Raw genomic sequence first — 12,387 nt, 5'->3', positions numbered from 1 at the left:
CGCCCCCGCCGGCCCCCCGCCGTGTCCCCTCTGCGGGCAGCCGCTCGACGCCGAGGGACACGTCTGTGTCCGACTCAACGGATACCGCGGGGGTGAGGCGGCTTCATGAGCGCGCCGGAGAGCGAGCCGGTCGTGAGGCCCTCGCACGCGCCCGTCATGGACGACGACAGGGCGCTCCAGCTGCTGCGCGACGGGCGGCTGGAGGTGGCGGGCCGCCTGGTGGAGGCGACCAACATGACCCTCTACTGCTCCGTCACCCTCGGGGAGCGCACCGCCGCCTGCGTCTACAAGCCCGTCCGTGGCGAGCGCCCGCTGTGGGACTTCCCCGACGGCACCCTCGCCGCCCGCGAGGTGGCGGCGTTCGAGGTGTCCCAGGCGACCGGGTGGCGGATCGTCCCGCCGACGGTCTACCGCGACGGCCCGTTCGGGCCCGGCATGTGCCAGCTGTGGATCGACACCGAGCGCGAGATCGACCTCATGCGGCTGGTGCGCAGCCGCAACCCGGTGGTGCGCCGGATGGCGGTCTTCGACGCCGTCGTCAACAACGCCGACCGCAAGGGCGGCCACCTGCTGCCGCTGCCCACCGGCCACGTCTACGGGGTCGATCACGGCGTCTGCTTCGCCACCGAGGACAAACTGCGCACCGTGCTGTGGCAGTGGCGCGGCAAGCCGCTCTCCCGCGAGGCGGTGGGCGTGCTCGCCAAGCTCGAACGCGACCTGGAGGCGGGCGCGCTGGGCCGCAGGCTGCGCGAGCTGCTGACGCCGGCCGAGGTGGAGGCCACCTGGCACCGCGTACGACGGCTGCTCGACACCGGCGTGCACCCCTACCCGTCCGAGGACTGGCCGGCCATCCCCTGGCCCCCCATCTGACAAGGGGAGTCCCGGTCCTTCGGAGCCACGAGGAAGCCAATACGCTTTGCCCCATGTGCACCGTGATCGTGAGAACGGGGCTGCCGCTCACCCTGCTGGGCGTGCGAGACGAGTACACCGACCGGCCCTGGGAGGCCCCGGGCGAGCACTGGCCCGAACACCCGGGCGTGCTCGGCGGGCGCGACCTCAAGGCCGGCGGCACCTGGCTCGCCGTCCACCCGGCCGCCCGCCGCGCCGCGGCGCTGCTCAACGGCCACGGCGTGCCCGCCCCCGAGGCCGTCCGGACCTCCCGCGGCGACCTCGCCCTGCGCGCCGCCGCCACCGGTGACCTGCCCGGCCCCGACCTGACCCGTTACGACCCGTTCCACCTCGTGCTCGCCGAGGCGGGACGGGCCCGCCTGGCCAGCTGGGACGGCGTCCGGCTGACCACCGCCGACCTGCCCGACGGCACCAGCATGATCGTCAACACCGGCCTGGACCCGGCCCATCCGCGCGTGGTCGCCCACCTGCCCCGCTTCGCCGCCGCCTCTCCGTCCGCCGCCGGCTGGCGCGAGCTGGCCGCCGGACAGCCGTCGAGCGCCCCCGAGTCGCTCCTCGTCCGCCACGAGACCCCCGGCGGCCGCGTCTTCGCCTCCCTGTCGATCATGCGTGTCACGCTCGACACCGACGGTGTGACGTACGACTTCACCGACCTGACCGCCGACCGGGACAGATAGGCTCAAAACTATGAGATCGTGGTCCGCCCCGAACATCCCCGACCTGCCCGGCGCCGGCGTCCCGCTGCGGCTCCATGACACCGCCACCGGGCAGGTGCGTCAGACCGACCCGGGCCCCACCGCGACGATGTACGTCTGCGGCATCACCCCGTACGACGCCACCCACCTGGGCCACGCCAACACCTACCTGGCCTTCGACCTGGCGGGCCGCGTCTGGCGCGACAACGGGCACGAGGTGCACTACACGCAGAACACCACCGACGTCGACGACCCGCTCCTCGAACGCGCCCAGCAGACCGGGGTGGCCTGGCAGGACCTCGCCGAGCGGGAGATCGAGCTGTTCCGCACCGACATGGAGGCGCTGCGCATCGTGCCGCCCCGCGAGTACGTCGGCGTCACCGAGGTGATCGGGCGGGTCGCCGAGCTGATCGCGTCGCTGCGGGCCAAGGGCGTCACCTACGAGCTCGACGGCGACGTCTACTTCAGTTCGGCCGACGCGCCCAAGTTCGGCCAGGTGTCCGGCTACGACGAGCGGCGGATGCGGGAGCTGTTCGCCGAGCGCGGGGGCGACCCCGACCGGCCGGGCAAGCGCCACCCGCTCGACTGGCGGCTGTGGCAGGCCGAACGGCCGGGCGAGCCGTCGTGGGAGTCGCCGCTGGGCCGCGGCCGCCCCGGCTGGCACGTCGAGTGCACCGCGATCGCGCTCGACCACCTGGGCGCCGGGTTCGACGTGGCGGGCGGCGGCTCGGACCTGATCTTCCCCCACCACGAGTGCGGCGCCTCCGAGGGGCACGCGGCCACCGGCGAGTGGCCGTTCGCCAAGTCGTACACGCACGCCGGCATGGTGGCGCTCGACGGCGAGAAGATGTCGAAGTCGCGCGGCAACCTCGTGTTCGTCTCCAAGCTGCGGGCGGAGCACGACCCGATGGCGATCCGGCTCGTGCTGCTCGCCCACCACTACCGCGCCGACTGGGAGTACACCCCCGACCAGCTGGCCGCCGCGGAGCGGCGGCTGGCCCGCTGGCGCGCCGCGGTCGCGCTGCCGGCCGCCCCGCCGGCCGGCGACCTGCTCGCCCGGGTGCGCGAACGGCTCGCCGACGACCTCGACGCGCCGGGCGCGCTGGCCGCCGTCGACGCCTGGACCGACCAGGCGCTCGCCGCCTCAGACCCGAGCACGGGCACGGGCACGGGCACGGGCACGGGCACGGACGCGGCAACGGGTCAGGGAGGAGACGCGGCCTCGCCTCGCCTGGTCCGCGACCTGGCCGACGCCCTGCTCGGAGTGGCCCTCTAGCGCGCCACCGGCGCGCCGCGTCAGGCGCCCAGCCGTTCCAGCCGGTGCCGGTGCGACAGCTCGTCGACGAACCACGCGATGGTCCGGCGCAGCCCCTCGGCCGCCGGCACCACCGCCCGCCAGCCGAGCCGCTCGGCGGCCAGCGACGTGTCGGGCCGGCGCACCATCGGGTCGTCGGGCGGCCGTTCGATGAACTCGATCGGCGACGACGACCCGGTCAGCTCCTTGACCAGGGTCGCCAGCTCCAGCATCGTCAGCTCGTCCGGGTTGCCGATGTTCACCGGCCCGGCGAAGTCGCTGCCGGCCATGGCGAGGACGCCCGCCACGGTGTCGTCCACGTAGCAGATGGAGCGGGTCTGCGAGCCGTCACCGGTGATGGTGATCGGCTCGCCCAGCAGCGCCTGCCGGATGAACGTCGGGATCGCCCGCCCGTCGAAGGGCCGCATCCGCGGCCCGTACGTGTTGAAGATCCGCACGATGCCGGTGTCGGTGCCGCGTGACTGCCGGTATGCGGTGGTCAGCGACTCGGCGAAGCGCTTCGCCTCGTCGTAGACGCTGCGCGGGCCGACCGGGTTGACGTTGCCCCAGTACGACTCCCGCTGCGGGTGCTCCAGCGGGTCGCCGTACACCTCGCTCGTCGAGGCCAGCACGAACCGGGCGCCCTTCTCCCGCGCCAGCCCGAGCGCGTGCAGCGTGCCGGTGCTGCCGACCCGCAGCGTCTCGATCGGGTAGCGCAGGTAGTCGGCGGGGGAGGCGGCCGAGGCGAAGTGGAGGACCAGGTCGAGCCGGTCGGGCACGTGCACGAACCCGGTCAGGTCGCACTCGATGATCCGGAACGCCGGCCGGTCGATGAGGTGCTCGACGTTGCGCGGCCCGCCGGTGAGGAAGTTGTCCATGCAGATGACTTCCGCACCCTGGTCGAGCAGGTGTTCGCACAGATGGGAGCCGAGGAACCCGGCTCCGCCGGTGACCAGCGCCTTCATGAGGTGACCTCCAGTGCGGCCTCGACGACTTCGGACACTTCGATCTGGAGCAGGCCGGGGTCCACCCGCCGGCCGTGCGGGTCGCCGCGCAGCCCCGCCCACAGGGCGACGTGCCGCCAGCCGGGCGGCGGCCCCCACAGCGCCGGCGGGACCGGCCCGAACAGCACCACCGACGGCACGCAGAACGCGGTCGCCAGGTGCGCCACCCCCGTGTCGCCGGACACCACCAGCCGGGCCCGGCTCACCAGCTCGACCAGCCCGGCGAGGTCGGTACGGCCCGCCAGCACCCGGTCCGGCGGCAGCCCGGCCAGCCCGGCGACCGTCCGGGCGATCCCGGCCTCCGCGGCGCAGCCGGTGACGACCACGTCGTCCAGGGCACGGTCCAGGGCGGAGGCGACCCGCGCGAACCGCTCCGGGGGCCACCGCCGCGCCGGGAAGGCCGCGCCGGGATGGATCACCACCGGGCCCGACCGGTCGGAGACGCCCAGCGTCAGGTCGTCCGGGTCGGCCTTGATGCCGTGCCACTCCAGCAGGTCGCACCAGCGGCGCACCTCGTGCACCTCCTCCGGCCAGGACGGTCCGGCCCCGTAGCTGATCAAGCGGCCGGGCCGGGTCGCCCGCAGCGCCTCGAGGCTCTGCGGGCCGCGCCCGTGCAGGTTCACCGCGATGTCCGGCCGGTCGAACGGCACCGGGCCGGGACCCGACACGTCGATCTGGTCGTCGACCGCGCCGATCAGCGGCATCAGCGCCGCCAGCGAGGCCGGCGCCGCGATCGTGACGCGATGGCCGGGGAACGCCTGGCGCAGGGCGCGCAGCGCGGGCACGGCCGTGAGCAGGTCGCCCAGCCCCAGCCCGCGCAGCGCCAGCAGCTCTAGGGCCATGACGTCTCCGTCGAGGGGCAGACGACGAGTTCCCTGACCTCGCAGCCGGGCGGCTGGCTGAGCGCGAACACCACGGTCCGCGCCACGTCGGCGGGGTCGTTCAGGCCCGCCTCGGGGCCCGGCTTGTACTGCTCGGGCCGGCCGTCGAAGAAGGCCGTCCGCATCCCGCCGGGGATCAGCAGCGTCACCCCGACCTCGCCGCGGGTCTCCACGGCCAGCGCCCGGGTGAACCCGACCACGCCGAACTTCGACGCGCAGTAGGCCGTCGCGTCGCTCAGCGGGCGCAGCCCCAGCGTCGAGGCGCAGGTGACCACCGTGCCGCGGGTCCGCTTCAGGTACGGCAGCGCCGCCCGCACCACCGAGGCCGTGCCCAGCAGGTTGACCATGACGACACGATCCCAGTCTGCGGCCGGCACCTCGTCCAGCCGGCCGCAGGCGTCGATGCCCGCCGCCGTGACGACCCCGTCGAGCCCGCCGGCCCGCTCCGCCAGCTCCCGCACGGCCCGCTCGGCCTGCCCGCGGTCGGCCAGGTCCGCCACCACGTGCTCGATGTCCTGTCCGGGGGCGCGCGCGTCCACGACGAGCGGCCGCCAGCCCTCCTTGCGCACGGCCTCGACCGTGGCCAGGCCGAGCCCGGACGAGCCTCCAGTGATCAACACGTTCATCTGATCTCCCTGATGAGATTGGTCGTCGATCGGCCCGGCAGGCTGCTGAGCACCACGGTCTCGGCGCCGAGCCTGTCGAGCACCTCCGATTCGGGCAGCACGCCGCCCTCGTAGTCGCCGCCCTTCACCCACACGTCGGGGCGCAGCGCCTCGATCGCCGCGGCCGGGGTGTCCTCGTCGAACACCAGCACGGCGTCCACGCACGCCAGCGCCCTGAGCACCTCGACCCGGTCGCGGACGTCCACGATCGGCCGGGTGGGGCCCTTGAGCCGGCGCACCGAGTCGTCGGAGTTGACGCACACCACCAGCGCGTCGCCGAGGGCGCGCGCCCGGCGCAGGAGGCTCACGTGCCCGGCGTGCAGCAGGTCGAAACAGCCGCCGGTGGCGATGAGCCGCCCGCCGCGCGCCCGGGTCAGCTCGGCCACCTCCAGCGCGGTCCGCGGCCGGTCGCCGAGCTCCTGCTCGGCGATCCGGACGGCCGCGGCGCCGCCGCGTTCCACGAACCGGGACGCCTCGCCCACCCCGACCGTGACCGCCTCCTCCACGTCCGCTCCGTCGCGCAGGGCGAGCGCCGCGGCCCCGGCGAACCGGTCCCCGGCCCCGCACACGTCCTGCCCGGACGCCGACACCGGCGCCGGCACGTGCGTCAGCGCCCCGCCCTCCCGGGCCAGGGTCGCGCCCCGAACGCCGAGCGTGACGGCCACCGCGTGCGCGCGCAGCGACCGCAGCAGGCGGCGGGCCGCCTGGTCGGCGCTCTCGTACGGGCCGTCGCACAGCCGCCGCGCCTCGGCCTCGCTCGGCGTCAGCAGCGCGCAGCCCGGCACCGGTTCCTCGCCGCGGGGGTGCGGGTCCCACACGACCGGCACCCGCACGCCCCGCAGCAGCTCGCGGGCCACCCGCGCCACGCCCCGGCCGTAGTCCGACACCAGCACGGCGCCGGCCCGCCGGATCGCCGCGGCCGCCTCCGCGCCGGGTGCGTAGCCGGCCCGGCCGTCCCCGGCGTCGATCCGGACCAGCGTCTGACCCCTGGCCCGGACCCGCGTCTTGCGCACGGTGCCGCCGCGCAGCGGCAGCCGCGCCAGGTCCACCTCGCCGGCCAGCAGCCCGCACAGTCGCTGGCCCGCCGGGTCGTCGCCGAGGGCGGTCACCAGAACCACCTCGGCGCCGTCGCGGGCGGCCAGCAGCGCCGCCAGCCCGGCGCCGCCGGGACGTGCCCGCTCCGCCTCGACGTCCACCACCGGGACGGGGGCGTCCGGGCACAGCCGTTCGCTGCCGCCCTCGACGTCCACGTCCAGCAGCGTGTCCCCGATCACCACGAGCGGCCCCGTCACAGCGCCTCCTCGACCGCGTCGCACAGCAGGTGGACCAGTGCCAGGTGCACCTCCTGCACCGTGGCGCACTCCTCGGCCGGCACGGCGACCACCTCGTCGCACAGGCCGGCCAGCGGGTTCGGCGCCGGGCCGGTCAGCCCCCAGGCGAGCAGCCCGCACGCGCGGGCGGCCCGCGCCGCGGCGAGCACGTTGCCGCTTCGGCCGCTGGTCGACAGGCACATCAGCACGTCGCCCTCCCGGCCGTGCGCCCGCACCTGCCGGGCGTAGACCTCCTCGGCGCCGTAGTCGTTGCAGATCGCGGTCATCGCGGAGGTGTCGGCGTGCAGCGCGATCGCCGCGTACGGCCGGCGGTCGTCCCGGAACCTGCCGACCAGTTCGGCCGTCAGATGCTGGGCCTCCGCCGCCGAACCCCCGTTGCCGCAGGCCAGCAGCCTGCCTCCGGAGCCCAGGATGCCGGCCAGCTTGCCGCCCCAGGCGCGCACGACGGCCGCGTGGTCGTCGACCCGGGTCAGGGCGGTGCGCAGCTTGTCCAGATGAGCGTCCATGGCTACCCTCCCAGCGCGGCGAGGCGGCACAGCTTGCCGTCGATCACCTGCGTGTACACGGCCTCGGTCTGCTCGGCCACGCGCGGCCAGCCGTACCTCTCCCGGGCCCGGCGGGTGCCGGCGGCGCCCAGCTCGCGGCGCCTGGCCGGATCGTCCAGCAGCTCGCGCAGCGCCCGCGCCAGCGCGCGGGGCCGGCGCGGCGGCACCAGCACGCCGCAGCCGGCCACCGTGTCCAGGTGCCCGCCGACGGCGGAGGCGACGACCGGCACGCCGCAGGCCATCGCCTCGACCGGCACCATGCCGAACGGCTCGTACCACGGCACGGTCACCACCACGTCGGCGGCCCGCATGAGCGCCGGCACCTGGTCGCGCGGCACGCTGCCCACGATCCGGACCCGGCCGGCCACCCCGCACCCGGCGGCCAGCTCGCGCAGCCGGACCGCCTCGTCGTCGTCCGGGCTGCCGCCGGCGACCACCAGCTCGGCGTCCGGCACCGCGCGCAGCGCCTGGACGACCGTGTCCACGCCCTTGCGCGGCACCAGCCGGCCGATGCTCAGCACCAGCGGCGACCGCGCGCCGCCCGGGCGCGGCGCGACCGGCCCGTCCGGCCGGAACATCCCGAGGTCCACCCCGCACGGCACGACCGCGACGCGTTCCTCGGGCACCCCCATCGCGCGCAGCTCGGCGACCTCGTCGCCGCAGGTCGCCAGCACCGCGTCGGCGCGCCCGCCGATCTGCCGCTCGGTCTCCACGCGGTGCGGCGGGCTGGTGTCGGCCCGGCCCTGCCAGCGCCGCTTGACGGTGCCGAGCGCGTGGAACGTCTGCACCATGGGCACGCCGCCGCGGGCGAGCAGCGCCGCCTGGCCGCTCATCCAGAAGTGCGCGTGCACGACGTCGGGCCGGTCCGCCGCCCACCGCGCGGCCAGCCGTTCGGTGAACTCCGGCATGTACGGCGGCAGCTCGTCCTTCGGCACCGGTGCGACCGGTCCGGCCTCGACGTAGTCGACGGTCACCCCGGGAGCCAGGGCGACCGCGCGGGGCCGGCCGGGGTCCCACCGCCGGGTGTGCACGACGACGGTGTGCCCGCGCGCCGCGAGCGAGGCGGCCAGCGCCGCGACGTGGACGTTCTGCCCGCCCGCGTCGACGCCGCCGATCGCGGCCAGCGGGTCGGCGTGTTCGGAGATCAGCGCGATCTTCACGGGACCAGCTCCCTCACAGCCTTGACGACCTGCTCGCTGGTGACCCGCGCCAGGCACGGGTGACCGGCCACCGGGCACAGGCGGGCCCGGGACCCGCGGCACGGCGCGTCCTGGTCGCCGAGCAGCACGGTGGGCACCCGGTACGGGGCCCACCGGGCGGCCGGGACGACCGGGGCGAACAGGCTCACGACCGGCGTGCCGACCGCGGCGGCCAGGTGGGCCGGGCCGGTGTTACCGGACACGAGCACCCCGGCGCCCTCGACGAGCGCGGCCAGCTCGGCGAGCGTGGTCAGCCCGCCCAGGTCGAGGCCGGCCTCGCCGGCGACGAACGCGGTCAGCTCCCGCTCCGTGCCGGTCACGGCCACGCGGTGCCCGTCGTCGGCCAGCTCGCGGACGGCCTGCCGGTGGCGTTCGGCGGGCCACGTCCGCGCCGGAGCCGACGCCCCGGGGTGCACGACCACGTACGGTCCGCCCGCCAGGCCGAACCGGGCGACGTCCGGCAGCGGCCGGCGCACGGCGAGCCCGCCGTCGTCGCCCGGCGGCGGCTCGAACCCGGCGGCCACGGCCAGGGCCAGCATCCGTTCGGGCTCCGGCACGTCCACGTCCTCGTCTACGACGTGCCGCACGTCCAGCAGCGAGCCCGGGTAGTCGTTGCTGATCGCGGAGATCCGGCCGACCCCGGCCAGCCGCAGCAGCAGCGCCAGCGGCAGCGCCGACTGGTGGAACGAGGTGAGGATCACCGCCTCGTCGATCCCGGCCAGCTCGGCGACCAGACCGGCGACGGCGTCGGCCGACACGGGCGGCGCCGGGTGGGCGATCCACGGGGCCCGCCACACGACCACCCGGTCCACGCCGGGCAGCAGCTCGGCCGCGGCCCTGCCGTGGGGGCCGGCCAGCATCGTCACCTCGCGCGCGTGCGCGGCGACGGCCCGCACGGCCGGGCCGGCCAGCAGCACGTCCCCGGCGTCGTCCAGCCGCGCCACCAGCACCCGCCCCCGGCCGCTCATCGCCGTACCTCCCATTCGCCGCGCAGCCGGTGCGCGCAGGCGACCGGCGGGATCAGCACGCTGGTGACGGCCATCCGCAGCAGCTCGCGGGGTGTGCGCGGGCCGGGCGCGATGCGCGCCCAGGCGAACTCGGCGGTCAGCGCCGCCCATCCGGCCCCGGCGAGCACCGCCGCCCACCACAGAAGCGACCCCGTCCTCCCCAAGCCCCCCGGCCGTCGGAAGGCTCCCGTCGTCCCCAAGCTCCCTGGCCGTCGGAAGGCTCCCGTCGTCCCGAAGTTCCCTGGCCGTCGGAAGGCTCCCGGCTTCCGGAGGGCTCCCGGCTTCCGGAGGGCTCCCGGCGCGAGGGGAGCCCGCGGTGCGCGGCGCGAGCGCAGCAGGGACGTCAGGCCGAGGGCCGCCGCGGCGAGCGCGAGGCCGCTCGTGACGGCGTGCCGCCGCAGCCTGCCCCGGCCGCCGCCGATGGCCTCCCGCCAGGCCGGCCCGTGCAGGCGCCGCATCAGCGCGTCGTCGGCGTTGCCCCGCTGGAGACGCACGCTCGCCCAGAACCCGTCGTCGCGCACCGGATGCACGCTGACCCGCTCCCCGCGCACCAGCCGCCGCCCCGCCGCCCTGACCCGCAGCGCCAGGTCGGCGTCCTCCCGGTAGGCCCGGGGGAAGCGCTCGTCGAACCCGCCCGCCTCCTCCAGCGCCGCCCGCCGGTAGGCGATGTCGGCGGTGATCCACTCCGCCTCCGCCAGCCCGGCCGTGTTCCGCTCGGCGTCGGTGGGCCGGCGTCCCGCGGGCAGCGGCACCTCGATCCGCCCCTGGCTGCCCGCCACCTCCTCCGGCAGCCCCGCGAGGTCCGCGCGCAGCGCCTCGTACCAGCCGGGGGCGGGCACCACGTCGTCGTCCAGGAACGCCACCCACGGCGTGCCGGCCGCCCGCCAGCCCGCGTTGCGCGCCGCGGCCGGCCCCCGTCCCCCGGACCGGACCACGCGCACGTGCCCGGGCACGTCCAGCGGCGGCCGCCCCTCCGGCCGGCCCGGCGGCCGGTCGTCGGCCACGACGACCGGCACGTCGCTGCCCAGGGCCGCGAGCGTCGCCCGCAGCGACGGCCGGCCGACCGTGGGGATCACCACGGTGACCAGTCCGTTGATCAACCCGTCGCTCACGAGCCGAACACCTCCCGCCGCCGCACCAGGTACGGCCCGAGGGCCAGCACGTCCACCGGCGAGGAGCCGAAGCACTCCAGGGCGTCGCGCGGGTCGTCCACCATCGGCCGTCCCGCGGTGTTGAGGCTCGTGTTGACCAGCACCGGCAGTCCCGTCCGCGCCTCGAACGCGGCCAGCACCCCGGCCAGCAGCGGATCCGCCCCCGGATCGACGGTCTGGACGCGCGCGGTGCCGTCCACGTGCACGACCGCGGGGACGCGCGCCCGCCAGTCCGGGCGCACGTCGTGCACGAACAGCATGTACGGCGACGGCAGCGGCCCCCGGCCGAAGATCTCCGCGGCCCGGGAGGCGAGCACCATCGGCGCGATCGGCCGGAACTGCTCGCGTCCCTTGACGTCGTTGAGCCGCTCGGTGTTGCGGGCGTGCCCCGGATGGGCGAGCAGCGACCGGCGGCCGAGCGCCCGCGGGCCGTACTCCGAACGGCCCTGGAACCAGGCCACGATCCGGTCGGCGGCGAGCTCGGCGGCGACCGCCCCCGCCAGGTCGGCGGGCCGGGTGTGGGGCACCCGCGCCACGTCCAGCCAGGCGCCCAGCTCCTCGTCGGTGAAGCCGCGCCCGAGGTCGGCGCCCGGCATCGGCGCGGGCCGGTCGCCGTGGGCCTGCGCCAGGTGCAGCGCGCCGCCCAGCGCGGTGCCCGAGTCGCCCGCCGCGGGCTGCACCCACACCTCCTCGAACGGCCCCTCGGCCAGCAGACGCGTGTTGGCGACGCAGTTGAGCGCCACCCCGCCCGCCAGCGCGAGCCGCCGCTCGCCGGTCCGCTCGTGCAGCCACCGGACCAGCTCCAGCAGCACCTCCTCCAGCCGCGCCTGCACGCTGGCCGCCAGGTCGGCGTGGTCGTCCGTCCACGGCTGTCCCTTGGCCAGGGCCTTGGCGTAGCCGTTCCAGTCGATCGGCTCGACGCGGAACCCGCCGTCCGGCGTGGTGAAGATCAGCTCGCGCAGCGACTCCAGGTGCCGGGGCCGGCCGTAGGAGGCCAGCGCCATCACCTTGTACTCGTCGCTGGAGCGCAGGAACCCCAGGTGCTCGGTCACGTCCTCGTACATCAGGCCGAGGGAGTGCGGCAGCTCCTGCGCCGCCAGCACCTCCAGCTCGCCGTCGCGGTAGCGCCCCGCCAGGTGGGAGACGTTCTCGCCGCGACCGTCGCACACCAGCACCGCGCAGTCCCGGAAGGGCGAGGCCAGCCCCGCCGAGGCGGCGTGCGCGACGTGGTGCGGCACGAACCGCACCCGGGCCGGGTCCAGGCCGGGCAGCGCCGTGGCCAGGAACAGGGGGGCGCGCACCGCGTACGTCGTGCGCAGGTCCTCCCAGTCGCCGTCGGGCCGCTGCCGGACCAGGGCCGGGTCGTAGGAGTAGGCGACCGCGTCGATGTCCTCGGGGTCGAGGCCCGCCTGGCGCAGGCACCAGGCCGCCGCCTGCTCGGGCAGTTCCCAGGCGGAGAAGGGCAGCGGCCGCTTGCCGTGCTTGCGGCGGCTGAACCGTTCCTCCTCCGCGGCGGCCACGACCTGCCCGTCGGCCACCAGGGCGGCGGCGGGGTCGTGGAAGATCGCGTTGATGCCGAGAAATCTCATCCGGTTCCTCCCCCTACGGGTAGGAGAAGCGCTACCGAGAGAAGCGGCTCTCAAACCTCCCACATGCGTCCGACATGCGGAAACACGCTACTGGACCGGCCCTTGTTCACTCTAAGT

At 76.1% G+C, this 12,387-nt stretch carries 12 protein-coding genes and 1 pseudogene; 4 read left to right on the top strand and 9 right to left on the bottom strand.

Translation table 11 applies throughout. The features are described from left to right. The 4 genes and pseudogenes from CXR44_RS40945 to mshC form a co-directional block, all read left to right on the top strand. Positions 1 to 109 (top strand): annotated as a pseudogene (locus CXR44_RS40945) (DUF3090 domain-containing protein); the annotation flags it as partial. Beyond that, positions 106 to 870, top strand: coding sequence for an SCO1664 family protein (locus CXR44_RS16075; RefSeq protein WP_101786834.1), 765 nt, complete (start codon positions 106 to 108; stop codon positions 868 to 870). The pseudogene CXR44_RS40945 and the gene CXR44_RS16075, both read left to right, overlap by 4 nt. A 53-nt stretch (positions 871 to 923) precedes the next feature. After that, complete coding sequence (locus CXR44_RS16070) at positions 924 to 1,586, top strand: NRDE family protein (protein WP_101786833.1); 663 nt, start codon at positions 924 to 926, stop codon at positions 1,584 to 1,586. Positions 1,587 to 1,596: 10 nt separating this feature from the next. Beyond that, positions 1,597 to 2,880 (top strand): cysteine--1-D-myo-inosityl 2-amino-2-deoxy-alpha-D-glucopyranoside ligase, encoded by a 1,284-nt coding sequence (gene mshC, locus CXR44_RS16065; protein WP_101786832.1) that lies wholly within the window; start codon positions 1,597 to 1,599, stop codon positions 2,878 to 2,880. A 20-nt stretch (positions 2,881 to 2,900) separates the two neighbouring features. Here mshC and CXR44_RS16060 read toward each other — a convergent pair whose 3' ends face one another. Genes CXR44_RS16060 through CXR44_RS16015 form a run of 9 tightly spaced genes read right to left on the bottom strand, consistent with a single transcriptional unit; the run spans position 2,901 to position 12,270 of the window. Next, positions 2,901 to 3,863 carry a UDP-glucuronic acid decarboxylase family protein gene (locus tag CXR44_RS16060; RefSeq protein ID WP_101786831.1) on the bottom strand — a complete coding sequence of 321 codons (963 nt, stop codon included), beginning with the start codon at positions 3,861 to 3,863 and terminating at the stop codon, positions 2,901 to 2,903. After that, positions 3,860 to 4,744 carry a glycosyltransferase family 9 protein gene (locus CXR44_RS16055; protein ID WP_101786830.1) on the bottom strand — a complete coding sequence of 295 codons (885 nt, stop codon included), beginning with the start codon at positions 4,742 to 4,744 and terminating at the stop codon, positions 3,860 to 3,862. Before CXR44_RS16055 ends, CXR44_RS16060 begins: the two co-directional genes overlap by 4 nt. Beyond that, complete coding sequence (locus CXR44_RS16050) at positions 4,735 to 5,409, bottom strand: SDR family oxidoreductase (protein ID WP_101786829.1); 675 nt, start codon at positions 5,407 to 5,409, stop codon at positions 4,735 to 4,737. Before CXR44_RS16050 ends, CXR44_RS16055 begins: the two co-directional genes overlap by 10 nt. Beyond that, positions 5,406 to 6,740 (bottom strand): PfkB family carbohydrate kinase, encoded by a 1,335-nt coding sequence (locus tag CXR44_RS16045; protein ID WP_101786828.1) that lies wholly within the window; start codon positions 6,738 to 6,740, stop codon positions 5,406 to 5,408. Before CXR44_RS16045 ends, CXR44_RS16050 begins: the two co-directional genes overlap by 4 nt. Continuing rightward, the gene (locus tag CXR44_RS16040; RefSeq protein WP_101786827.1) at positions 6,737 to 7,285 is read right to left on the bottom strand and encodes a D-sedoheptulose-7-phosphate isomerase; all 549 of its coding nucleotides are present in this window, start codon (positions 7,283 to 7,285) and stop codon (positions 6,737 to 6,739) included. Before CXR44_RS16040 ends, CXR44_RS16045 begins: the two co-directional genes overlap by 4 nt. A 2-nt stretch (positions 7,286 to 7,287) precedes the next feature. Continuing rightward, positions 7,288 to 8,484 (bottom strand): glycosyltransferase, encoded by a 1,197-nt coding sequence (locus CXR44_RS16035; protein WP_101786826.1) that lies wholly within the window; start codon positions 8,482 to 8,484, stop codon positions 7,288 to 7,290. After that, positions 8,481 to 9,491: a glycosyltransferase family 9 protein gene (locus CXR44_RS16030; RefSeq protein ID WP_101786825.1), complete on the bottom strand. Its 1,011-nt coding sequence runs from the start codon at positions 9,489 to 9,491 to the stop codon at positions 8,481 to 8,483. Before CXR44_RS16030 ends, CXR44_RS16035 begins: the two co-directional genes overlap by 4 nt. After that, positions 9,488 to 10,642 (bottom strand): glycosyltransferase family 2 protein, encoded by a 1,155-nt coding sequence (locus CXR44_RS40940; protein WP_245899198.1) that lies wholly within the window; start codon positions 10,640 to 10,642, stop codon positions 9,488 to 9,490. The genes CXR44_RS16030 and CXR44_RS40940 overlap by 4 nt, the downstream gene beginning before the upstream one ends. Beyond that, positions 10,639 to 12,270, bottom strand: coding sequence for a carbamoyltransferase family protein (locus CXR44_RS16015; protein ID WP_101786824.1), 1,632 nt, complete (start codon positions 12,268 to 12,270; stop codon positions 10,639 to 10,641). The genes CXR44_RS40940 and CXR44_RS16015 overlap by 4 nt, the downstream gene beginning before the upstream one ends. Positions 12,271 to 12,387 lie beyond the last annotated feature (117 nt).

Origin of the sequence: Nonomuraea indica, assembly GCF_002850745.1 — a bacterium.
Classification (GTDB): Bacteria; Actinomycetota; Actinomycetes; order Streptosporangiales; family Streptosporangiaceae; genus Nonomuraea; species Nonomuraea indica.
This window is presented reverse-complemented; position numbering and strand designations above follow the sequence as displayed.

What these genes read in the sequence shown, in the direction of transcription:
- CXR44_RS16050 (WP_101786829.1), bottom strand. Translation starts at nt 5,409, where the DNA reads ATGAACGTGTTGATCACTGGAGGCTCGTCCGGGCTCGGCCTGGCCACG.
- CXR44_RS16030 (WP_101786825.1), bottom strand. Translation starts at nt 9,491, where the DNA reads ATGAGCGGCCGGGGGCGGGTGCTGGTGGCGCGGCTGGACGACGCCGGG.
- CXR44_RS16060 (WP_101786831.1), bottom strand. Translation starts at nt 3,863, where the DNA reads ATGAAGGCGCTGGTCACCGGCGGAGCCGGGTTCCTCGGCTCCCATCTG.
- CXR44_RS16070 (WP_101786833.1), top strand. Translation starts at nt 924, where the DNA reads ATGTGCACCGTGATCGTGAGAACGGGGCTGCCGCTCACCCTGCTGGGC.
- CXR44_RS16015 (WP_101786824.1), bottom strand. Translation starts at nt 12,270, where the DNA reads ATGAGATTTCTCGGCATCAACGCGATCTTCCACGACCCCGCCGCCGCC.
- CXR44_RS16055 (WP_101786830.1), bottom strand. Translation starts at nt 4,744, where the DNA reads ATGGCCCTAGAGCTGCTGGCGCTGCGCGGGCTGGGGCTGGGCGACCTG.
- CXR44_RS16040 (WP_101786827.1), bottom strand. Translation starts at nt 7,285, where the DNA reads ATGGACGCTCATCTGGACAAGCTGCGCACCGCCCTGACCCGGGTCGAC.
- CXR44_RS16075 (WP_101786834.1), top strand. Translation starts at nt 106, where the DNA reads ATGAGCGCGCCGGAGAGCGAGCCGGTCGTGAGGCCCTCGCACGCGCCC.
- mshC (WP_101786832.1), top strand. Translation starts at nt 1,597, where the DNA reads ATGAGATCGTGGTCCGCCCCGAACATCCCCGACCTGCCCGGCGCCGGC.